The 21,429-nt window shown below is 71.8% G+C and carries 16 protein-coding genes and 1 pseudogene; 14 read left to right on the top strand and 3 right to left on the bottom strand.

The annotated features are described in order from the left end of the window. Positions 1–143: 143 nt before the first annotated feature. Genes ACZ4WS_RS09140 through ACZ4WS_RS09130 form a run of 3 tightly spaced genes read left to right on the top strand, consistent with a single transcriptional unit; the run spans position 144 to position 2,863 of the window. Positions 144–998, top strand: coding sequence for an alpha/beta fold hydrolase (locus ACZ4WS_RS09140; RefSeq protein ID WP_467978642.1), 855 nt, complete (start codon positions 144–146; stop codon positions 996–998). Between the two features lie 57 nt (positions 999–1,055). Beyond that, the gene (locus ACZ4WS_RS09135) at positions 1,056–1,910 is read left to right on the top strand and encodes an alpha/beta fold hydrolase (RefSeq protein ID WP_467978641.1); all 855 of its coding nucleotides are present in this window, start codon (positions 1,056–1,058) and stop codon (positions 1,908–1,910) included. Further along, positions 1,910–2,863: a quinone oxidoreductase family protein gene (locus ACZ4WS_RS09130; RefSeq protein WP_467978639.1), complete on the top strand. Its 954-nt coding sequence runs from the start codon at positions 1,910–1,912 to the stop codon at positions 2,861–2,863. Before ACZ4WS_RS09135 ends, ACZ4WS_RS09130 begins: the two co-directional genes overlap by 1 nt. A gap of 113 nt (positions 2,864–2,976) precedes the next feature. Here ACZ4WS_RS09130 and ACZ4WS_RS09125 read toward each other — a convergent pair whose 3' ends face one another. Beyond that, complete coding sequence (locus tag ACZ4WS_RS09125; RefSeq protein WP_467978638.1) at positions 2,977–4,467, bottom strand: AMP-binding protein; 1,491 nt, start codon at positions 4,465–4,467, stop codon at positions 2,977–2,979. Between the two features lie 268 nt (positions 4,468–4,735). Between ACZ4WS_RS09125 and ACZ4WS_RS09120 the strand changes: the two genes are divergently transcribed. From ACZ4WS_RS09120 to ACZ4WS_RS09080, 9 genes and pseudogenes are all read left to right on the top strand, one after another. Next, positions 4,736–5,965, top strand: coding sequence for a Rieske 2Fe-2S domain-containing protein (locus tag ACZ4WS_RS09120; RefSeq protein WP_467978636.1), 1,230 nt, complete (start codon positions 4,736–4,738; stop codon positions 5,963–5,965). Positions 5,966–6,085: 120 nt separating this feature from the next. Beyond that, positions 6,086–7,453: a M20 family metallopeptidase gene (locus tag ACZ4WS_RS09115; protein WP_467978634.1), complete on the top strand. Its 1,368-nt coding sequence runs from the start codon at positions 6,086–6,088 to the stop codon at positions 7,451–7,453. Further along, a complete protein-coding gene (locus ACZ4WS_RS09110) occupies positions 7,450–8,394 on the top strand; it encodes a DODA-type extradiol aromatic ring-opening family dioxygenase (RefSeq protein ID WP_467978632.1) in 945 nt (314 codons plus the stop codon). The genes ACZ4WS_RS09115 and ACZ4WS_RS09110 overlap by 4 nt, the downstream gene beginning before the upstream one ends. Positions 8,395–8,425: 31 nt before the next feature. Further along, positions 8,426–9,175: an IclR family transcriptional regulator gene (locus ACZ4WS_RS09105; protein WP_467978630.1), complete on the top strand. Its 750-nt coding sequence runs from the start codon at positions 8,426–8,428 to the stop codon at positions 9,173–9,175. 66 nt (positions 9,176–9,241) lie between these two features. Next, positions 9,242–10,267, top strand: a complete 1,026-nt coding sequence (locus ACZ4WS_RS09100) for an NAD(P)/FAD-dependent oxidoreductase (protein WP_467978628.1) — start codon at positions 9,242–9,244, stop codon at positions 10,265–10,267. A gap of 2 nt (positions 10,268–10,269) precedes the next feature. Beyond that, a complete protein-coding gene (gene fdxA, locus ACZ4WS_RS09095) occupies positions 10,270–10,605 on the top strand; it encodes a ferredoxin (RefSeq protein ID WP_467978626.1) in 336 nt (111 codons plus the stop codon). Positions 10,606–10,652: 47 nt separating this feature from the next. Next, a pseudogene (locus ACZ4WS_RS09090) lies at positions 10,653–10,802 on the top strand (4-hydroxy-2-oxovalerate aldolase); the annotation flags it as partial. Further along, positions 10,799–11,875 carry an LLM class flavin-dependent oxidoreductase gene (locus ACZ4WS_RS09085; protein WP_467978624.1) on the top strand — a complete coding sequence of 359 codons (1,077 nt, stop codon included), beginning with the start codon at positions 10,799–10,801 and terminating at the stop codon, positions 11,873–11,875. The pseudogene ACZ4WS_RS09090 and the gene ACZ4WS_RS09085, both read left to right, overlap by 4 nt. Continuing rightward, positions 11,872–12,666 carry an alpha/beta fold hydrolase gene (locus ACZ4WS_RS09080; RefSeq protein WP_467978623.1) on the top strand — a complete coding sequence of 265 codons (795 nt, stop codon included), beginning with the start codon at positions 11,872–11,874 and terminating at the stop codon, positions 12,664–12,666. The genes ACZ4WS_RS09085 and ACZ4WS_RS09080 overlap by 4 nt, the downstream gene beginning before the upstream one ends. Before the next feature lie 100 nt (positions 12,667–12,766). On the opposite strand, the gene ACZ4WS_RS09075 is transcribed toward ACZ4WS_RS09080, so the two are convergent. Together ACZ4WS_RS09075 and ACZ4WS_RS09070 are read right to left on the bottom strand one after the other, a co-directional pair. Beyond that, positions 12,767–14,347 (bottom strand): AbgT family transporter, encoded by a 1,581-nt coding sequence (locus tag ACZ4WS_RS09075; protein WP_467978621.1) that lies wholly within the window; start codon positions 14,345–14,347, stop codon positions 12,767–12,769. After that, on the bottom strand, positions 14,344–15,624 hold the full coding sequence (locus tag ACZ4WS_RS09070) for a metal-dependent hydrolase family protein (RefSeq protein WP_467978620.1): 1,281 nt from the start codon (positions 15,622–15,624) through the stop codon (positions 14,344–14,346). Before ACZ4WS_RS09070 ends, ACZ4WS_RS09075 begins: the two co-directional genes overlap by 4 nt. 51 nt (positions 15,625–15,675) lie before the next feature. On the opposite strand from ACZ4WS_RS09070, the gene ACZ4WS_RS09065 reads away from it, so the two are divergent. Further along, the gene (locus tag ACZ4WS_RS09065) at positions 15,676–16,797 is read left to right on the top strand and encodes an Lrp/AsnC family transcriptional regulator (protein ID WP_467978618.1); all 1,122 of its coding nucleotides are present in this window, start codon (positions 15,676–15,678) and stop codon (positions 16,795–16,797) included. A gap of 744 nt (positions 16,798–17,541) precedes the next feature. Next, positions 17,542–21,417, top strand: a complete 3,876-nt coding sequence (locus ACZ4WS_RS09060; protein WP_467978617.1) for a Pls/PosA family non-ribosomal peptide synthetase — start codon at positions 17,542–17,544, stop codon at positions 21,415–21,417. Positions 21,418–21,429 lie beyond the last annotated feature (12 nt).

Here is a 21,429-nt window from a genome sequence, read left to right as displayed (position 1 = left end):
ACCAGCCACGGCACCGCGCCGCCGGTCCGCCCAGCGGGACAGCGGCCTTGGTCGTGGTCCGGCCCCGATGGTGGGCTCGGGCACAGGGCCACCGGGACGCAACGCCCGGTGCGCCACGAAGCATTCACGAAAGGACGACGGGCATGACGCCATCACCGGAGAGCCGCTACGCCGACGGCGCAGGAGTCCGCTACCACTACCACGACCTCGGCTCAGGACCCGACACGGTCTTCCTGCACGGTGGCGGCCCCGGCTGCACCGCGTGGAGCGACTTCGGTCCCGTCGCCCCGCTGTTCGCCGCCGACCGGCGCTGCCTGCTCGTCGACATCCAGCAGTACGGCAAGTCGGAGAAGTCGCTGATCGCCGGCCCGATGTGGGACCACCACGCGGCCAAGACCGTCGCTCTCCTGGACACGCTGGGCGTCGAGCGCGCGGACTTCGTCTGCAACTCGTGGGGCGGCACGATCGCGCTGAACCTGGCCGCGAAGTACCCCGAGCGCGTCCGGTCCCTGGTGGTCACCGGCAGCATGCCGGTGTTCTACGGGCCGCTCGCCCCGCTGCCCGAGGGCGGCCGGCGCGGCCGCAACGCGCGTGACGTCTACTACGGCGGCGAGGGCCCGACCCGCGAGAAGATGCGCGACCTGATCACCTCGCTGGAGTGGTACGACGGCGCCAAGCTGCCCGAGGAGACGCTCGACCTGCGCTACGAGCAGAGCCTCGACGAGGGCGAGCGGGCGCTGGCCGCGATGTCCGACTCACCTCGCGGGGACTGGCAGGACCTCACCGAGGAGCTGGGCCGCATCCAGGCCCCGACGCTGTTCGCGTGGGGCATGCAGGACGCGTTCCTCACCCCCGACTACCCGTTGATGCTGGCCCGCATGGTGCCCGGCGGAAGCCTCCATGTGATGGACCACGCCTCGCACCACCTCCAGGAGGAGCGTCCCGAGGCCTACCACTCGGTTGTCTCCGGCTTCCTCGACTCCGTGACGGCGGCCTGAACCGCCCCCTGGCCACACACCCGCATCCCCGCCTTTTTCACCACAGGAGTCCCACCCGTGAGTATCTGGACCGAGATCAGTCCCACGGCCTTCCGCGTCGAGTACGTCGACGCCGGCGGCGTCCGCACCCGCACCCTGCGGGCGGGCGACCCCAGCGCGCAGACCGTCGTCTTCCTCCATGGCACCAGCGGCCACCTGGAAGCGTTCTCCCGCAACATCACCGCGCACGCGGCGTACGACCTGCACGCCATCGACATGCTGGGCCACGGCTACACGGGCAAGCCCGACAAGCCGTACGAGATCAGCGACTACGTCGACCACCTCCTCGCCTACTTCGACGCCGTCGGCATCGAGAGCGCGCACATCGTCGGTGAGTCCCTCGGCGGCTGGGTCGGCGCGCGCACCGCCGTGCTCCACCCCGACCGCGTCCGCAGCCTCCAGCTGGCCTGCGCGGGCGGCACGGTGGCCAACCCGGTGGTGATGGAGCGTATCCGCACCAGCACCCGGCAGGCCGTCACCAGCGACGACGTCGACCTCACCCGCAAGCGCCTGCGGCTGCTGATGGCCGACGAGAAGGACGCCACCGAGGAACTCGTCGAGGTCCGGCACGCCATCTACCACGAGCCGGACTTCGTGGCGGGCGTCGACAACCTGCTGTCCCTGCAGGACATGGAGCGCAGGCAGCGCAATCTGCTGCGCCCCGAGGAACTCGGCCGCATCACCCAGCCGACACTCATCGTGTGGGGTCGGCAGAACCCGTTCGGCGAGGTGCCGGAGGCCTCCGCGATGCACGCGGCGATCCCCGGGTCCCAGCTGGAGCTGTTCGACGCGTGCGGGCACTGGCCGCAGCACGAGCAGGCGGAGCGGTACAACGAGCTCAGCCTCGCCTTCCTCGGTAAGGCGGCCTTCTGATGCGCGCGGCGCGGTTCCACGCCTGGGGCACGGACCCCGTCCTCGACGAGGTCGACGAGCCGGTGCGCGAGGAGGGCCATGTCCTGGTCGAGGTGCAGGCCGGTGCGGTCGCCCACCTCGATGTGTCGGTCGCCTCCGGCACCTTCGGCATGAAGCCGAACCTGCCCTACATCGGCGGTGTCGAGGGTGCGGGCGTCGTCCTGGAGTCCGACGGCGAGGGCCCGGACGCGCTCGCGCCGGGCACCCAGGTCGTCCTGCGCGGCGCGGGGCTCGGCCTGCTGCGCGACGGCACGTGGACCGAGCGGGTCAGCGTGCCGCGCAAGGTGGTCATGCCGCTTGCGGCGCCGCTGCCTCCCGAGGTCGCGGCGGGCTTCTTCGTCCCCGCCACCACGGCGTACGTGGCGCTGCACGACGTCGGCAAGGTCGAGCAGGGCGAGGAAGTCATCGTCGTCGGTGCGGCGGGCGCCGTCGGCTCCATGATCGCCCAGCAGGCGCGGGCGGCGGGCGCCCGGGTGATCGGCGTCGTCGGCCGTGCCGGGCAGCTCGACGACGTGCCCGAGGGCGTCGAGCCCGTCGTCGTCGAGGAGATGGAGAGCCGCGCCAAGGAACGTACGGCCTCGCTCCTCGTCGACACGCTCGGCGGCGAGGGCCTCATCGGGCGCAGCCGCTGGGTGCGCCAGGGCGGACGCGCCGTCTCCATCGGTTACGTCACCGGGGCGCGGGTCGAACTCGACCTGCCCTCGTGGCTCCTCGACGATGTGGCGCTGCTGCCCGTCAACATGATCCGGCAGGAGCGGCGGGCCCGCGAGGTCTCGGAGGATCTCGTACGACGCCTGTCTTCCGGCGAACTCCGGCTCAATGTCGAGCAGTTCAAGCTGGAGGAGACGGCACAGGCGCTGACGGCGCTCAAGGCGGGCCAGGTCCGGGGCCGGGCGGCGGTCCTGCCCGGCTGAACGGGGTGCTCAGCGGTCGGGCCGCCATTCCGGTACATACCGGGGTGGCGGCCCGAGCCCTATGGCCTGCCCGACCCTGATCCGCCGGACAGGCCCTATGACACCCCAGGCCCTTACGGCGCGGCACCGTCCCACGTCCCCACGCCGACCCCGCGTTCCCGCAGCACCGCCTTGCGCACTTTGCCGGTCTCGGTGAGCGGCAGTGCGGGCACGGTGTCGATGTAGCGCGGCACGGCGAACGACGGCAGCTCGCGCGCGCAGTGGCGGGCGAGTTCGCGGGGGTCCAGCGCGTGGCCGGGGCGTACGACGACGGCGACCATGACCTCGTCCTCGGCGAGCCGCGAAGGCACCGGGAAGGCTGCCGCCTCGGCCACGGCGGGGTGGTTGCGGACCGCGCACTCCACCTCGTGCGAGGAGATGTTCTCGCCGCGACGCCGGATGACGTCCTTGATGCGGTCGACGAACCGGTACTGTCCGTCGCGTTCGCGGACCACGCGGTCCCCGGTGCGCCGCCAGGCGCCGGGCGGCAGTGGCGGCTGCCCCAAGTAGCCGGTGGCGAAGGCGTGTTCCTGCTCGGTACGCACCATGAGCTCGCCCGGTGTGCCGTCGGGGACGGGGTCCAGCGCGGCGTCGACGACCTGTGCGTCGAAGCCGGGACGCAGGAGGCCCATCCGGCCGGGCCGTGCCTGGTCGGGGTCGGAGCCGATGACGAGGTTGGTCTCCGTGGAGCCGAATCCGTCGAGGAGCGTGACACCGAAGCGTGCCAGGAAGGCGTTCCACGCGGGTGCGGGAGTCGCGGGGGACAGGCCGCGCCACACCTTGTGGGACCGGTCGTGCGGGCTTTCGGGCTGGGCGAGCAGCATGGGCACCATCGCGCCCAGCAAGTGCACGGCACTCGCGTCGACTTCGGCGACCCGGCGCCAGTACCGCGACGCGGAGAACCGGCTGTCGAGGACGTACTGTGCGCCGGCCGTCATGGCCTGGGCCAGGGCGTTGAGCGCGTTGGTGTGGAACAGCGGCAGGCACGTGTACAGCACGTCGTCCGCGGTCAGGCGCAGTGCGTCGGCGACGTTGCGGCCCCACCACACGAACTGGGCGTGCGGGCAGCACACCCCCTTCGACGGCCCTGTCGTGCCGGAGGTGAACAGGATGCAGGCCGTGTCGCCGGGGAGCGATGCCGACTCGGCGTCCGCGTCCCCGTCCTCGGGTCGCGGGGCACCGCCGTCGTCGGATGTCGTCCAGAGCGTCCCGTCATAGCCGGCCGCCACCGCGTGCGGCGCCAACTCCTCTTCCGCGTAGAGGAATTGAGGACGAGATTCGCTCAGTACGTGCCGCAGCGAGGTGCCGCGCAGCGCCGTGTTCAGCGGTACGAGGACCGCGCCTAGCCAGGCGCAGCCCAGGATCAGGTCGACGAGTTCGACGCGGTTGCCGAGCAGGGCCGCGACCCGGTCTCCGGGCCGGCAGCCGCGCCGGGCGAGCGCCGAGGCCATCGCGGCCGCGGCCTGCCGGGTCTCGGCGTAGGTCCGGGACACCTCACCCACCCGCAGGAAGGGCCGGTCGCCGAAGCGTTCGGCCGACGCGTCCAGGAGCCCGGGCACGGTCATCGGGTGCACAGCGGCACCCCCGCAGGGTGCCCGGGGTGCGCGTGAGCCCGCCGGTCCTGATCAGCCATGCGCGCATGGTGTCCGGCGCGCGCGAGCCGCTCAAGGCCTCCGGTCCACTGACCGGTCCGCGGCCGGGCCACGGTCCCGACCGGACACCGGACCGATCCTGACGGGGGCGGTCTGCTCAGCGGACCGCGACAGTAGGCGCCGTCCCGGATGCCGTCGATGCTCTTCCCACCGAACCGACAGCAGCAGGAGGTCAGGCACGATGGCCACGGGTGAGAGCACACGGCCCGCCAGGGGCGCCGGTCGGCCGGCACGCGGCGCCGACAAGGCGCCCGGCCGGCAGGACTGGACGTCATGGCCGCACTACGACGCGGCAGGCGCCGGGTTCCGCGGCTACTGGTATCCGGTGACCTGGTCGACCAACGTCACCGAGAAGCCGCAGTCGTTCACGATCTGCGGGGAGAAGTTCGCGCTGATCCGCGACAACGGAACCGCGTACGCGCTGCACGACCGCTGCCCGCACCGGGGCGTGCCGCTCTCGGAGGGCAACCAGCAGTTCCCCGGCACCGTCAGCTGCCCCTACCACGGCTGGACCTTCGATCTGCCGACCGGAAAGCTCAGCGCCGTCATCACCGACGGCCCCGGCTGCCGTCTCACCGGGAAGCTCGGGGTGCGCACGTACTCCGTCGAGGAGCGGCTCGGCATGGTCTGGGTGTACATCCCGGTCGCTGAGGAGGAGCCGCACCCGATCGACGAGCAGCTGCCCGAGGAGCTCGTCTCGAACGCGTTCGTGATGGGCGGCCGGATCGACCCGCGGGCCGGCAACTGGCGGTTCGCCTGCGAGAACGGCTTCGACGAAGGGCACGCCAAGTACCTTCACCGCACGGCCCTTTGGCGGCTGTTCAAGCCGATGCCGACCTGGAACATCACCCGGATCGTGCCGCGTGGGCGCTGGCTCTACCGGGTCCAGGACGAGGTGCACTGGGAGGCGGACTTCCCGGGGGTCGGCCGCTGGAGCAACAAGCGGTGGTGGAAGAAGCAGCCTCCGAAGGAGACGTTCAACCTCGGCAACACCGGCAAGGCCGACGCCGTCGACCCGACCATCGAGGCGCAGGAGTTCCCCGGCTTCGCCTCGCTGTCGATGCCGGGCGTGCTGCGGATCGCCTACCCCAAGTTCATCCACTACGAGTTCTACGTCCCGGTCGACGACGACAACCACCGCTATGTCGGCGTGATGGTCAACTTCACCGAGGGCTGGGACACGCTGCGCTTCTACGGCAAGTACCTGGGCGCGGTCCGCTGGCTGTTCCACGGCCAGTTCTCCGGCCAGGACGCGTGGATGGTCGACGTCACCGACGCGCCCCCGGAGAAGCTCTACCGGCCCGACATCTCGCTGACCGCCTGGCGCAACCTCAGCGAGGAGGAGTACGCGAAGAAGCTCGCCGCCGCGGGCGCCGCCCTCCCCGCCGACCCCGACGAGAAGAAGGAGTAACCAGACCATGGGACGCACCCTGCTCACCCTGCTGATCGGCATCGCCGTCGCGATCGGCTTCCCGCGGGCGAAGAAGTACATCGCGCGCACCACGATGACCCAGGTCCACAGGATCAACCAGTGACCGGCGACGCGACGGCCACGCCTGACGCGCTGGCCGGACTCGACGCACAGCGGCGTGCCTGGGCGGAGAAGGCCTTCGCCGAGGTCACCACCGACCGGCTGCGCGAGCTGATCTGCGGCCTGGTCGACATCGCGAGTCCCACCGGCGAGGAGGCCCCGCTGGCCCGGCACATCGCCGGCACGCTCACCGAGGCCGGGCTGCACGCGACCACCCAGCCGCTCGACGACCGGCAGGCCAACGCCTGGGCACGGCTCGACGGCGACGGCACCGGTCCCGACCTGATGCTGTACGCGCCGATCGACACACTGACGGTGGGCGAGGAGAGCGAGGACGTGCCGTGGATCGGACCACGGCTGCGCGAGGACATGCGTCCGAGCGCCACCGTGGTCGACGGCGACCTGATCACCGGGCTCGGCGCCTCGAACCCGAAGGGGCACGCGGCCTGCGTCATGATGGCCGCCGAGGCGATCGCCCGGGCGGGGGTGCCGCTGAGCGGCTCGCTGGTCGCGGCGTTCGGCGCGGGCGGCATGCCGACCAACGCGCTCTCCCGCTCAGAGCGTCGCAACACCGGTCAGGGCGCGGGCTGTTCGTTCCTCCTGGAGCAGGGCGTGTGGACGGACTACGCGCTGATCGCCAAGCCCGGCTGGACGGTCTCCTGGGACGAGGTCGGCCTGGTGTGGTTCGAGGTCACGGTGCGCGGCACCCACACCTATGTGGGCTCCCGCCACCGCCTGCCCTACGACAACGCCATCGCGCGGGCCGGCGAGGTCGCCCTGCACTTGGAGGAGTGGTTCACGCGCTACGCGGCACAGCACACCACCGGTACCGTCGCGCCGCAGGGCGTCGTCTCGTCGATCCGCGGCGGCTGGCCGCGGATGGCGGCGGTCACCCCGGCCGCCTGCACGCTCCGCGTGGATCTGCGGATCGGCCCCGACACGACGCCGATGCAGGCCAAGCGCGCGTTCGAGCGGGCGCTCGACGAACTGCGGGACAAGCAGCCCGAGTTGGATGTGGACGCCGAGATGATCCTCGCGATCCCCGGCACGCGCACCGACCAGGACAGCTGGATCTTCCGTAGCGCGGCCGCGTCCTGGGAGGCGATCGAGGGGCGGGAGCACGAGGTGATCCGCGGCAACAGCGGCGCCACCGACGCCAACATCCTGCGCTCGCGCGGCATCCCCACGGTGCGGGTCGGCATGCCGAAGGTGGCCGCCGAACGGGCGCCGTTCGACATCGACTTCACGCGCGGCATGAACACCGTCTCGCTGGCGGCGATGGAGCAGCTCACGCGCCATCTGATCCGTACGGCGCTGGACACCGTCACCCGCACCCGCGCCGAGGTGCAAGGAGAGACCGACGTATGACCGAGATAGTCCTGGGTGTGGGTGCCTCGCACAGCACCCTCATGAACACGCACTGGGAACAGACCTTCCACAAGGACCGCGCGGAGCGCTTCCGTGACGGCCTGGGCCAGGCCCGCGAGGCGCTTGCCGCGGCCCGCCCCGATACGGTGATCCTGGTGGGCTCCAACCACTTCCGGGGTTTCTGGCTGGACCTGATCCCCGCGTTCACGCTGGGCGTCGGCGAGTGCGTGGCCAGTGGCGAGTCGGGGACGCCGAAGGGGCCGCAGCGCGTCGACGTCTCCCTCGCCCAGCACCTCGCGGGACACCTGGTGGAGGAGGCGGGATTCGACCTCGCGTTCTCGGCCCGGCTGCAGATCGACCACGGCCAGTCGCACGCCATCCAGTACCTCCTCGACGGCCTGGACGTGGAGATCGTGCCGCTGGTGGTGAACATGTTCGCGCCGCCGCTGCCGACCCTGGAGCGCTGCGACCAGCTCGGCCGGGCCCTGCGCAAGGCCGTCCTCGACTTCCCCGGCGACCGGCGCGTCGCCGTCATCGGCTCCGGCGGGCTCTCGCACCGGCTGCCCTGGCCGGACTGGCGTGAACCGCACGGCGAGGACGAGGAGTTCATGGTCGGCGCGTGGCTGGACGGCCGGGACAACTGGCAGCAGTACGACGTCCGCCGCCGCGAGATCATCCGGGCCGCCGAGGCGTCGATCTCCCCGGAGTTCGACGAGGAGTTCCTCGGCTGGGTGGAGAGCGGCGAGGCCCATCGCGTCACCGGCTTCACCAGCCAGGAGCTGGAGAAGGTGGCGGGCAACGGGGCGCAGGAGGTCCGCTCCTGGCTCATCATGGCCGCCCTCCTCGACCACGCGCCCGGCCGGCGCCTCGCCTACGAGCAGCTCCCGGAGTGGCTCACCGGCATGGGCGTCGCGGTCGTCGACCCGGCCGTACGCCCCTGAACCGCACCCACTGCATCAGCAGGGAGGTCCCATGACGTCGGCCGCAGCCGACCCGATGAACTCGGTCCTCGGCAAGGTGCGTCCCATCCTGGAGGCCTTCACCGCGCAGGACAGCAGCCTCTCGCTGTCCGAACTGGTCCGGCGCAGCGGCGTGGCCAAGGCCACCGTCCACCGCCTCGCCCAGGAACTCGTTCTCTGGGGACTCCTCGAGCGGGAGGGCAGCGACTACCGGCTCGGGCTGCGGCTCTTCGAGATCGGCCAGCGCGTGCACCGCCAGCGGGTCCTGCGGGATGTGGCGCAGCCCTACATGGAGGACCTCCTGCTCGTCACGCGCGAGACCATCCATTTCGCCATCCCCGACGGCCTCGACGTCATGTACCTGGAGAAGATCTATCCGCACCGGGGCCTGATGGAGGAGTCCCGGGTGGCCGGCCGGCTCCCGCTGTACTGCACGGCCACCGGCAAGGCGATCCTCGCCTTCTCGCCGGGCACGCTCTTCGCCGACGTGGTCGCGGCCGGTCTGCCGCCCGTCACCCGGCACACGGCGACCTCGCCGGGCCGGCTGCGCGCCCAGATCGAGCAGATCCGCACGGAGGGCGTGGCCGTCGAGTCGGAGGAGATCCGCCTCGGCTACTCCAGCATGGCGGTCCCGGTCTTCAGCGGCCAGAACACCCTCGTCGGCGCTCTGTCCGTGACGGCGCCCACCTACCGCCTCAACCCGTCGGGGCACGGCGCCGCGCTGCGCACGGCCGCCCTGGGCATCGGCCGGTCCCTGCGCTGAGCGCCCGCTCCCTCACGCCCGTTCTCGTAGCCACCCCACCACCACGTACGCGACCCGGGAGGTCCCATGTCCAGTTCGCCTGCACCCCCTCAAGGGCCGTCTCCCGACCCCGAGACGGTCGAGGCCGACATCCTGGTCATCGGCGCGGGCCCCTCCGGCCTCTACGCCGCCTACTGCGCGGGCTTCCGCGGCCTGAGCGTCGCGGTCATGGACGTGCTGCCCCAACTCGGCGGCCAGATCAGCGCCATGTACCCCGAGAAGCCGATCTTCGACATCGCCGGATTCCCCGCCGTACGCGGCCGCGTCCTGGTCGACAACCTGGTCGCGCAGGCCGAGGCGTACGCGCCCCGCTATCTCCTGGGCCGCCGCGCCGTCGAGCTGCTCCACGACGAGGCCGGCCTTCCGGTGGTCCGCGCCGAGGACGGAATCTCCGTACGGGCCAAGGCAGTTGTGATCACCGGTGGTATCGGGACGTTCACGCCGCGCCCGCTGCCGGCCGGTGAGGAGTTCCTCGACCGCGGCCAGGTGTACTTCGTCCCCGACCCCGCCGCACACGCCGGGCAGGACGTCGTGATCGTCGGCGGCGGCGACAGCGCCTTCGACTGGGCGGCCACTTTGCACCCCATCGCCCGGTCCGTGACGCTGGTCCACCGCACCGACCGGTTCCGCGCCCACCAGGCGAGCGTCGAGAAGGTGCGCGGGCTCGGTATCGAGATCGTCACCGACTCCGAAGTGAGCGCGCTGCACGGCACAGACCGCCTCGAGCGGGCCGAGATCCGCCATCGCCTCACGAAGGAGACCCGCACGCTGCGGGCCGACACCGTCGTCGCCGCCCTCGGCTTCCTCGCCGACCTCGGTCCGATCCAGCGCTGGGGCCTGGACCTGAACGCCCGCAAGATCGCGGTCGACAGCCGGATGGCCACCAACCTGCCCCGCGTCTTCGCGGCCGGCGACATCACCGACCACCCGGGCAAGGTCCGGCTGATCGCCGTCGGCTTCGGCGAGGCCGCCACCGCCGTGAACAACGCGGCCACCGTCATCGACCCCGAAGCCGCCCTCTTCCCCGGGCACTCCACCGAGAAGGAGAACTGAACATGGCCTACGTCATCGGAGAGGCCTGCGTCGACGTCATGGACCGGTCCTGCATGGAGGAATGCCCGGTCGACTGCATCTACGAGGGCGACCGCAAGCTGTACATCAACCCCACCGAGTGCATCGACTGCGGCGCCTGCGAGGTGGCCTGCCCCATGGAGGCCGTCGCCGTCGACCGCAAGGCCGACCCCGAGCACCGCGCCGACAACCGCCGCTTCTTCGACGAGGCGCTCCCTGGCCGCTCCGACCCGCTGGGCGCGCCGGGAGGCGCGACCGCAGTGGGCCCGCTCGGCGTGGACACCGCGTTCGTCACCGCCCTGCCGGTGGCCGCCCGATGAACGCCGCGGACATCGTCAAGGCGGCCGCCGCGCTACGGGAGGCCGAGCGTCACGCCGAGGCGGCCGCCGCCCGCTACGGCCTGGACACCCGCACGATCCTCGTCGAGGTCGCCCGGCGCCGCATGGTCGGCGGCCAGGAAGACATGATCACCGACGTGGCCCTCGACCTCGTGGTACAGGCCCAGGTACCGGCATGAGTACCGCAGCCGCCCCCCTGCGGGTCGGCATCCGCATACCGCCCTGCGACCGGGCCGATCGCCTCGTCGACACCGTGCGCCGCGCGGAACAACTGGGCTTCGCCGACGCCTGGTTCCCCGACTCCCAGGTGCTGTGGCGGGACGTGTTCACCACGCTCACCGCCGCCGCCCTCGGAACAGAACGCATCGGTCTCGGCACCGCCGTCACCAACCTGGCGACCCGCCACCCCTCCGTCGTCGCGTCGGCCGCCCGCAGCGTGGCCGAACTCGCCCCCGGCCGCTTCACGTTGGGCCTCGGTGTGGGCAACAGCTCCGTCGGTCCGGTGGGGCTGCGCCAGACCACGTCGAAAGCCCTGCGCGAGGGCGTCGGCATGCTGCGCGCCCTCCTCGACGGCGAGGCCTGGGACTTCCCGTCCGACGACGGCCAGGTGGTCCGCTCCCGCATGCGCGATCCGCAGCCCCAGGTACCCGTGCATGTGGCCGCGAGCGGACCGCGAAACCTGCGGCTCGCCGGCGAGATCGCCGACGGTGTGATCCTCCTCAGCGGCGTCTCCCCGAGAACGCTGTCCGGAGCGATGGACCGCGTGCGCGAAGGCGCCGAGACCGCGGGCCGTGCCGCCGCGGCGCTCCCACTGACCGTCTCGGCCTACTGCGCGGTGACCGACGACATCGAGGCCGAAGCACGCCTGATCAAGCCGATCTGCGCCTCGATCGCGCAGAACGGTGGAGCGCCGTTCCTCGCCCTCGCCGGTATCGACGTCGACGTCCCCGCACACGTCGAGGGCGTCTACCCGGATCTCGTCCACGCCGAGGACTGGGACGCGGCCGTCGCCATCTGCTCGGAGTGGATCAGCGACAAGGCGGCTTGGCGGTTCGCCCAGGAGTTCTGCCTGTTCGGCACGGCGGAGCAGCTCACCGAGCGACTGCGCGCCCTGCACGCCACCGGCGTCACCGGAGTGTTCCTGCAACACGTCGGCTCCTACGACCCACCGGCCGCCCTGATCGAGGCCGTCGGCTCCTCGGTACTGCCGGCACTCTCCGCGCCCGTACCCGAAAAGGCAGGCCAGCGATGACAGACACCTTGCACAAGGGCTACGTGCCCAGCCCCTTCGGGCAGTTGCACTACGTCGAGTGCGGGACGGGCGAGCCCGTCCTCATGCTCCACCAAACCCCCCGGTCCTGGACCGAGTTCCTGGAAGTGCTGCCGCTGGTCGGTGCCGAGCACCGGGCCATCGCCATGGACACCCTCGGCTTCGGCGCCTCCGCCAAGCCCGAGGGTCCGCACACCGTCGAGCGATTCGCCGACGCCGCCGACGCGCTCATCGAGGAGCTCGGGCTCGCACGCTTCCACCTCGTCGGGCATCACACGGGCGGGGTGATCGCGGTGGAGCTGGCCGCACGACACCAGGACCGCGTGGCCAGCCTCCTGCTCTCCGCCACGCCCTTCGTCGACGACGAGAAGCGGCGCACGGCGAGTGAGCGGCAGCTCGTCGACCATGTCGATCCCCGGCCCGACGGAACGCACCTGCTGGAGCTGTGGAACCGGCGCCGGGGCTTCTACCAGGAGGGCGAGGAGGCCGCCCTCAACCGGTACGTGATCGACGCGCTGACCGTCCTCGACCGGGTGGAGGAAGGCCACGTAGCGGTGCGGCGCGCCATGACGGACCAGCGCCTCGCCGCTGTCACCGCCCGCACGCTCGCCGTCTGCGCGGCCGGCGACCACTTCTCCCTGCCCGCGCTGGAGAAGCTCGCGGCGGCGACCGGCTGCGAGACCCGCGTCCTGACCGGGGGCCATGTGCCTGCACCGGAGCAGCTGCCCGAGGAGTTCGCGAAGACCGTCCTGGAATGGGTGGCGCAGGGCTGAGCCGCGCCGGACGGGCCCCTCCATGACCTCACACGCCTCACGACACGTCGGCCGGCTCCACCGGATCAATCCGGTGGAGCCGGCCGACTGTGTGCTCCCGTCACTTGAGACCGACGTGCGCGCCCGGTCCGAGCGGCAGATCGAACCCGTAGAAGATCCCCAGGATCGCCAGCCACACCACCAGGAACGGCACGACGAACACGGCGAGCCGGGAGATGAGCATGCCCAGCCTGGCGTCCGGCTCGTACTGGCGGACCATCGCGAGGACGAGGAAGAGATAGGGGTTCATGGGGGTGAGGGCGCCGGTCGCGGAGTCGCCGATCCGGAAGGCGGCCTGTGCGAGCGCCGGGCTCATGCCCATCAGCATGAACGCCGGTACGAAGACGGGCCCGACCAGGGACCACAGCGCGGAACCGGAGACCACGAAGAGATTGAGGCAGGAGGCCAGCAGAACGAACGTGATGATCGCCCAAAAGCCGGTAACGCCAAGAGAGTTGAACAGCGCGGCCGCCTTCACGGCCAGCAGCACACCGACATTCGACCAGGTGAACAGCGCGATGACCTGAGCGGCGACGAACATCATGACGAGGTAGCCGGACATGCCCTTCACCGACTCGGTGACGGCGTTGACCACGTCCTCGGTGCCGGTGAGCTTCCTGACGGTGAAGCCGTACGTGAGTCCGGCCAGCAGGAAGGCGCCGAACAGCACCGGGACGATGCCGCTGAGCAGCGGCGAGGGGACGAAGGCCCCGCCCTCACCGCGCAGCGGGGCGCCGGGCGGCAGCCACAGGGCGAGCACCGCGGCGAGGTAGAGGGCGACGACACCTGCGGTGACCAGCAGACCGCGGCGCTGGACGGGCGTCAGAACGATCCCGTCCGGCTGCCCTTCGTCCTCGTCCGTCGTCGGGGTGTACGTCCCCAGCCTCGGCTCCAGGACGTGGCTGATCAGGAACCCGCCGAGCAGAGCGAGCACGATGCTGCTCGACGCGGTGAAGAAGTAGTTGAGGAGCACATTGATGTGGAGCCCGTCGGCGGCCGGCAGCACCGCGACCGCCTGCTCGGTGATGCCGACATACAGGGCGTCGAGCGAGCCGATGGTGAACCCGGCGGCGTAGCCCGCGGTCACGCAGGCGAAGCCGCCGATCAGGCCCGCGACCGGATGGCGCCCGGCGCTCTTGAACACCAGCGCCGCCAGCGGTGGCAGCACGATGGCGCCGACATCGCTCATCATGTGCGCCTGACTGGCGATGAGCGCCACCGCGTACGGCAGGACGGCACGCGGGACACGGGCGAGGGTGGCCCGCAGCACCGTCTCCAGCAGGCCGGTCCGCTCCGCGAGCCCCACCACCATGATCAGGACCAGGACGGCGCCGATCGGCGGGAAGGTCACGAAGTTCGGGATCAGGTTCTCGACCAGCCAGCGCAGCCCGTCACCGGTGAAGAGCCCGGTCACGTGCCGGGTCTCGTCGGTGCCGGGGACCTCGACGGTGACGCCGGCGAGGGAGAGCGCGGTGGAGGCGACGGCGAGGATCGTGAACAGCGCGGAGAACAGGACGACCGGGTGCGGCAGGGCGTTGCCCGCCCGCTCGATCGCACTGAGCAGGCGGTCGAGACCACTGCGCCGCCGCGCATCCGGGCCCGCACCGCCCGGAAGGCGCAGGCCCGTCGATGAGGACGTCACAGCTGCCTCCCGTCACCGGCCGCGAGGCCCAGCAGGTCCTTGCGGACGATGCCGTCCTGGACGACGCACACCATGTTGGCGGGATCTCCGAGGGCGCCGATGTCCGCGAGCGGGTCGCCGTCGCAGACGACCAGGTCGGCGGTGCGGCCAGCGGCCAGCGTGCCGAGCCGGTCGTCCAGTCCGAGGAGTTCGGCGGAGGTGCGGGTACCGGCGACGATGGCGGCCATGGGGTCCATGCCCAGGTCCACCAGGTAGCTGAGTTCCATCAGGTTCACGCCGTGCGGGCCGACGGCGGCGTCGGTGCCGAGCGCGATCCGGGCGCCGCGCTCGATGGCGCGGGCGATGTTCTCCTTGGTCAGCCCCGACCAGCGGACCTTCTTCTGGTAGTGGTGGTCCGGCATCGTGTCCTTGTTGATGCCGGCGTACACGGTGGACAGCGTCGGCACGACGAAGACGCCCCGCTCGCCCGCCAGGTCCAGGGCCCGGTCGTCCAGGCCGTAGCCGTGCTCGATGCTGGTGACGCCGCCGCGGAGGGCGTTGAGGATGCCGGCGTTGCCCTGGGCGTGGGCGGCCACCGGCTTTCCGCCGTGCCGCCGCGCCTCGTCCACGACGGCCCGGATCTCCTCCTCCAGCAGGCCCTCGTCGTCGGGCTGGTCGTACGGGCTTCCCATGCCGCCCGTGGCGCAGATCTTCACCACGTCGGCGCCCTCGCGCAGCACGCGGCGCACGGCGAGGCGCGCCCCGTCGGCGGTGTCGGCGATCTCGGACATCCCGGCGCTCAGGTCGGTGCCGTCGGGCAGGCGCACGTCGGCGTGGCCGCCGGTGTGGCTGATGATGCGCACGGCCGTGTGCAGCCGCGGCCCGACGATCCGCCCGCTCTCGACCGCAGTACGGAATCCGGCGGACAGGCCGGCCAGGTCCCGGGCCGTGGTGACGCCCGCGTCGAGGGTCTGGCGCAGCCGGGTCGCGGTGTCCAGGGTGACCAGGACGGGATCGAGTTCGGCGCGGCGGCCGGGCGGCGAGCCCTGCGCGTAGGCGAGGTGGACGTGGCAGTCGAAGAATCCGGGCAGGAGGGTGCGGCCGCCGACGTCGACGCTTTTGACGCCGGGATCGGCCGGGGGCGCCGTGGCAGCCGGTCCCGCGTAGGCGATGACTCCCTCGGCATCGGTGAGTACGACGGCGTCGTCGACGGGGGCTGCCCCCGTGCCGTCGATGAGCCGGGCGTTGTGGAACCGCAGAGCGGCCTTGGCGTTTTCTCGCGTCGTGACATCCGTCATGGCGGGCGGGATCACTCCTCCGGTATCAGGAACAGGCGAATGGAGTGTGGAATGCCCAGGACAACACCGTGTCACGATGCAGTTTTCGGCTCCGATTCCCCTGCGGCACGCAGGAACGAGCCACCCGCAGGCGTGCAGGAAAGGGATGCGCTGGACAAGCGCATGCCCTCCCTGGACGAGCTCGACCGCGCTGTCGTACACGCCCTGCAGATCCACCCGAGGGCCCCCTGGACGCTGATCGGCGACGTACTCGGAGTCAACCCGGTGACAGCCGCCCGGCGCTGGCAGCGCCTCACGGACGCCGGTCTGGCGTGGGTAACCGCCTACCCTCGGCTGTCCGACCCTCATAGCGTCGTGAGCGGATTCGTCGAGGTCGACACCGAGCCGGGAGCCGCGGAGACCGTGGCGCTGGCTCTCGCGGCGCATCCCGCGGTGGCGAACGTCAAGCTCACGGCGGGCGGCCGGGACCTGATGGCCACCGTGCACGCCCGCGACCTGAACGAGCTCGCCGACCTGACCGGAGGGCTCTTCCAGAGACTGCCGGACGTACGGGCCACGCGTACGCACGTGTCCACGGGTGTGCCCACCGAGGGCAGCCGATGGCGGCTGCGCAGTCTGGACGCCGTCCAGTGCGCGCGCATCGAGGCCGCACTCCCCGTGCCGGATCCGCTCGGCGCGGAGGCTGCCGACCACTTCGATGCACTCGACGCACGACTGGTGGAGCTGCTGGGCATCGACGGCAGGATGTCGATGCGCCGGCTGGCGACGGCGACCGACGCCGGACCAAGCACAGTGCGCCGCAGACTTCAGTCGCTGCTCGCCACGAGGGTGGTCCTGCGCTGTGACCTGGCCAGGCCGCTGTCCGGATGGCCGCTGTCCGCGGTGTACTTCGCATCCGTGCCCGGCCAATACCTGGGAGAGACCTCTCGCGCCCTCGCCGACGTACGCGAGGTGCGCTCGTGCTCGATCACTGCGGGCACGAGCAACCTCGTGATCGACGTCTGGCTGCGCACACTGGCCGACGTGCACACTTTTGAGGCACACCTGGCACGGCGGCTGCCGCGACTCAGCGTTCAGGACCGCTCGGTGGTACTCCGCACGGTCAAGCACATGGGGCGCCTACTGGCCCGGGACGGCCGCTGCGACGGCGTGGTTCCACTGGTCCACCCGTGATCGCGGAGACTGCGGGGCCCTAATACAGACCGCGAGCTGACCGACCAGCTCCTGAACGGAACCTTCGACCTGTGACCGCTCGCGCTCCCGACCTGACGTCGCCGCCGGGCCCGGACATCCCCATCACCACCCCAAACCAGCCCCATGACCAGCAGTTTCAGGACGAAACCCGCTGTGGGGGCCGCCGAGCTCGTCTGCGACGGCTCGCGCTCGCTCCTCGGCCGGAGTGCATGGGGCGGTCCTCACCGCTTTGCCTGCCGCTTCACGCTCCGCACCGTGGACGCTGATCGAGGCCGGGACTTCGCGGTCCGTCGCGGTGTCGCGGCGGCGGCTGGTGCGTCGCACCGCGCGCAGGGGCGAGTGGGTCTGGCGGCCGAGTCCGTCCGGGGCGTGGGCTCAGAGCGAGTTCGGTGGTGCACGCGGGAATCCGTCGGTTTCCGGTCCAGCTCCCCCCTCGGACACACGAGTTGAGTAAGGCCGCGACCAACAGGTCGCGGCCCTCACTCGTTGTGTTACGGCCGTGTGTGGGGCAGATCTCGTCAGGATGACAGACCCCCATGTCACAGCTGCGGAAGCAGTGGTTCCGGGCCCCTCGGACGCCTCCTCGCATGGCTGGCGCGCAGGTCCGGGGCTAGCGTCGTACTAAAATTCCACGCTTGTTTGGAGCTGGACCGGAATATCCCCAGGCATACCTGCGGGCCCACCAGCGCCCCGGACGCTCCGGGAACAACTCGTGAGGACCTGATGGCAGCCCTCGAGCAAGGCCCCGCACTCGCGCTGTCCGACGACGAGGTACGTGCGGAGTTCGGCGACTCGGCACGCTTCTCCGCCGCCTCCGCGTCCTCCCCCCGCACCCTCGTCGACGTCTTCGAAGCCTCCGTACGGTCGTATCCGGGCGAACTCGCGCTGGACGACGGCACCGCCCGCCTCACCTACCGCGCGCTGGCCGTGGAGGTCGAGATCCTGCGGCGCAGGCTCGCCGAAGCCGGGGTGGGCCTCGGCGACCGGGTCGGCGTCCGTGTCCCCTCCGGCACCAATGATCTGTACGTCGCCGTCCTCGCCGTACTGGCCGCCGGTGCCGCCTATGTGCCGGTGGACGCCGAGGACCCGGACGAGCGGGCCGAGTTGGTGTTCGGGGAGGCGGAGGTGCGCGCGGTCGTCGGGGCCGGGCACGAGCTGACCGTCTCCGGCAGGTCCGACGTTCCCGCCGCGCGGCCCGGCGTCGAGCACGACGCCTGGATCATCTTCACCTCCGGTTCCACCGGAAAGCCCAAGGGCGTGGCCGTCAGTCACCGCAGCGCGGCCGCGTTCGTGGACGCCGAGGCCGAGCTGTTCCTCACCGAGGACCCGATCGGCCCCGGTGACCGGGTCATGGCGGGCCTCTCCGTCGCCTTCGACGCCTCCTGCGAGGAGATGTGGCTGGCCTGGCGGTACGGCGCCTGTCTGGTGCCCGTGCCGCGCTCCCAGGTGCGCAGCGGGGCCGACCTGGGCCCCTGGCTGGTCGAGCAGGAGATCACCGTGGTGTCCACGGTGCCGACGCTGGCCGCGCTGTGGGAGCCCGAGACGCTCAACGAGGTCCGGCTGCTGATCTTCGGCGGCGAGGCCTGCCCGCCCGAGCTGGTCCAGCGGCTCGTGACGGAGGGGCGCGAGGTGTGGAACACCTACGGGCCCACCGAGGCCACCGTGGTCGCCTGTGCCTCGCTGTTGACCGGCGAGGAGCCGATCAGGATCGGGCTGCCGCTGAACGGCTGGGAGCTGGCCGTCGTCGACGAGGCCGGGGAGCCGGTGCCGATGGGCGGCAGCGGCCAGCTCGTGATCGGCGGGGTCGGTCTGGCCCGGCATCTGGACGCCGAGAAGGACGCGGAGAAGTACGCGCCGCTGGAGTCGCTCGGCTGGGAGCGGGCGTATCGCAGCGGTGACCTGGTCAAGGCCGAGCCGGAGGGGCTGATCTTCCTCGGGCGGGCCGACGAGCAGATCAAGCTCGGCGGGCGCCGGATCGAGCTCGGTGAGGTGGACGCCGCACTGCAGGCCCTGCCGGGTGTGGCGGGCGCCGCGGCCGCCGTGCGCACGGCCCGCGGCGGCAACCAGCTGCTCGTCGGCTATGTCGTCACCCAGGACGGCTGGGACCACGCCACGGCCGTCGAGAAGCTGCGCGCCGAGCTGCCCGCCGCGCTGGTCCCGCTGCTCGCCCCGGTCCACGACCTGCCGACCCGGACGTCCGGCAAGGTCGACCGCAACGCGCTGCCCTGGCCGCTGGAGGGTCTGGAGACCGGGGGCGCGAAGGAACAGCTCTACGGCACCGAGGCCTGGCTCGCCGAGCAGTGGAGCGAGGTGCTCGGCATCCCCGTCGCCGGCGCGTCCGACGACTTCTTCGCGATCGGCGGCAGCAGCCTGGCCGCCGCCCAGCTCACCACGAAGCTGCGCACCCGCTACCCGAGCGCCGCCGTGCTCGACATCTACCAGCAGCCCACCCTGCGCAAGCTGGCCCGGCATCTGGAGAAGTCCGCGCAGGACGACGGCGCCGAGCGGATCGTCGCGCCGGTCCCGGTGCGGGCCAAGGCGACCCAGCTCCTCCTGCTGATCCCCCTGTTCACGCTGCTGGGCCTGCGCTGGACCGTGGCGCTGACCGCGCTCGGGAACGTACTGCGGTGGTTCGGGCCGTATCCGTGGGCGCCGACCGCGTCGTGGTGGCTGGTCGCCGCCGGGGCGGCGCTGCTCTTCAGCCCGCCCGGGCGGCTCGCTGTCGCGGCGGGCGGGGCGCGGCTGCTGTTGCGGGGCGTCAAGCCCGGTCGCCACCCGCGCGGCGGCAGCGTCCATCTGCGGCTGTGGACGGCCGAGCGCCTTGCCGAGTTCAGCGGCGCGACCTCGCTCACCGGGGCCTGGCTGGAGCGGTACGCGCGTGCCCTGGGCGCCAAGGTCGGCCCCGACGTGGATCTGCACTCGCTGCCGCCGGTGACGGGCATGCTCAAGCTGGGCCGGGGTGCCGCCGTCGAGTCCGAGGTGGACCTGTCGGGGCACTGGCTGGACGGCGACCGGCTGGAGATCGGCCCGGTCAAGGTGGGCGCGCACGCGGTGGTCGGGACCCGCAGCATCCTCTTCCCGGGTGCGCGGGTCGGCAAGCGGGCCGAGGTCGCCCCCGGTTCCGCCGTCGCCGGGCAGATTCCCACCGGGCAGCGCTGGGCCGGAGCGCCCGCCGTGAAGCTCGGCAAGGCGAAGCGGGCCTGGCCGAAGGAGCGCCCGCGCCGGGGCACGTACTGGCGCGTGATGTACGGCGCGACCGGCTTCGCGCTGACCGCGCTGCCGCTGGTCGCCGGGGTGGCCGCGCTGCTCGTGGCTCAGGTGTTCGTGAGCGCGGACGCCGGGCTCGGCGAGGCCCTGCGTGGTGCCGCACTCGCCCTGGTACCGGCGACGCTCACCTTCGGGCTGGCGTACGCGCTGCTGCTCCTGGTCGCCGTACGGCTGCTCAGCCTGGGTCTGCGCGCGGGCACGTACCCGACCCACAGCCGGATCGGCTGGCAGGCCTGGACCGTCACGCAGCTGATGGACCGCTCCCGGGAGACGCTGTTCCCGCTGTACGCCGGGCTGATCACGCCGGTGTGGCTGCGGCTGCTCGGCATGAAGATCGGCCGGGGAGCCGAGGTCTCGACCGTCCTGGCGCTGCCGAGTCTCACCACCGTCGGCGAGGGCGCCTTCCTCGCGGACGACACGCTGACCGCGCCGTACGAGCTCGGTGGCGGCTGGGTGCGGATCGGGCGGGCCGAGATCGGGCGACGGGCGTTCCTCGGGAACTCCGGGATGACCGCCCCGGGCCGCAGCGTGCCGGACGGCGGTCTGGTCGGGGTGCTGTCGGCGACGCCGAAGAAGGCGAAGAAGGGCAGCTCGTATCTGGGGCTGCCGCCGGTGAAGCTGCCGCGGTCGACGCAGGACGGCGATCAGAGCCGTACGTACGACCCGCCCGCGCACCTGCTGTGGGCGCGCGGCCTCGTGGAGCTGTGCCGGATCGTGCCGGTGTTCTGCTCGGCGGCGCTGGCCGTGCTCACCGTGGCCGCGCTGAGCGCGCTGGGGGCATGGGCCTGGGCGCTCTCCGGGGTGGTTCTGCTCGCCGTGGGCGCGGTCGCCTGTGTGCTGTCGATCGTGGCGAAGTGGCTGCTCGTGGGCCGGCACCGGACGGGCGAGCACCCGCTGTGGAGCGGCTTCGTGTGGCGCAACGAGCTGGCGGACACGTTCGTCGAGGTCGTGGCCGTGCCGTGGCTGGCGGGATCCGTGCCCGGTACGCCGCTGATGACGGCGTGGCTGCGCGGGCTCGGCGCCCGGATCGGCCGGGGCACCTGGGTCGAGAGTTACTGGCTGCCCGAGACGGATCTGGTGACCCTGGAGGACGCCTCGACGGTGAACCGGGGCTGTGTCCTGCAGACCCACCTCTTCCACGACCGGATCTTGCGGACGGATACTGTGGTCCTCCGTGAGGGCGCCACCCTGGGCCCGGGCGGAATCGTCCTGCCCGGCAGCACCGTCGGGGCCCGCTCCACCCTGGGTCCCGCGTCGCTGGTGATGGCGGCGGAGTCCGTTCCCGACGACACCCGCTGGCTGGGCAACCCGATCGAGGCATGGCGTTCATAGAAAACATGACCG

The organism is Streptomyces sp. NPDC029292, from assembly GCF_055569295.1.
The sequence above is the reverse complement of the archived record's forward strand: the minus strand, read 5'-3'. Positions and strand labels throughout refer to the sequence as shown.